The organism is Candidatus Magnetobacterium casense (assembly GCF_019173545.1).
GTDB lineage: Bacteria > Nitrospirota > Thermodesulfovibrionia > Thermodesulfovibrionales > Magnetobacteriaceae > Magnetobacterium > Magnetobacterium cryptolimnobacter.
The window spans coordinates 1-1,097 of record NZ_JABXWD010000770.1; the positions used below are offsets into that span (position 1 = coordinate 1).

Annotated in this window: 1 protein-coding gene; it reads left to right on the forward strand. The window is 49.7% G+C overall.

From position 1 onward, the window contains the following. The coding region (locus HWQ67_RS19390; RefSeq protein WP_218254340.1) for a hypothetical protein at positions 1–1,097 on the forward strand (1,097 nt) is incomplete at both ends.

The following is a 1,097-nucleotide window of genomic DNA, read 5'->3' on the forward strand; positions in this document are numbered from 1 at the left end:
TGACAACGCCATGAAAAAAGGCGTGATAGGCTCCGGCATCAGCATATCGGAAATCCCCGACATATCCAAAGAAGGCGTGTTTAAAATGCTCATGGGCGAAAGCGAAAACGCAGTGACCCGTTGGGTTGGCAAGGCATGGCAATTTTCGAAGGACTTAACGAATCTGAGAGAAAATATCATGAGGCTGGCGTCATACCGGTATTTCAAAGACAATCTTAAGAATAGAAGCGACATCTACGGGGCTTCAAAACCGGAAGAGATAGACGCCGTAAAGAATCCTGACGATAAGGCCGCGAAGCTGGCAAGGGAATTAATCGGCGATTATGGGAATGTGTCTCACGCCGGGCAATGGATACGAAGGCATATGATACCGTTTTATAGCTGGCTGGAGGTCAACGCGCCTCGATACGTGAGATTAATGAAAAACCTGAAACACGAGGGCAAAGATGCGGGGAATCTCGGCGGTGTAATGGCATGGAAATTTGGGAAGCTCGCACTAAAGGCCTCATTGTTGTACGGTGCAATCAAGATATGGAATGCGGCGATGTTCCCTGACGAAGAGAAAGAGCTTGGCGAAAGCGGCAGGAAACAGATGCATATCATATTAGGACGCCGGGCGGATGGAAGCATACGGTCTCTAAGGCTGCAGGGAGCGCTATCGGACGCCCTAAGTTGGTTTAATCTTGAGGACTTGCCTGATGATGTAAAAGACGTGGTAAGCGGCAAAGTGCCATTGAGCAAGAAACTTGCTGAGATGTACAAAGGGCCGGTTGAAAAGGTGTTTCAGGGTATGCGTCCGGTGGAAAGGAGTATGGTGGTGGAGCCACTCATGGGCAGGAGCTTCTACCCTGACATATGGAGTCCGAGACCGATTAGGGACAAGCTACAGCATATTCTAAGGACATGGTCGCTGGATAACATTTATGATTGGGCAGCAGGAAAGCCAAAACGTGGCGGGGATGTAACGGGGAAGCTGCTAAACGATTTGGCGGGGCTGCTCACATACACGACCGACGCCGGAGAGTCGGCCTATTACGACACTATAAAGATGACAAGGGATTACCTTGAGAAAATGGGGGAAGAGAAACCGATAGCTC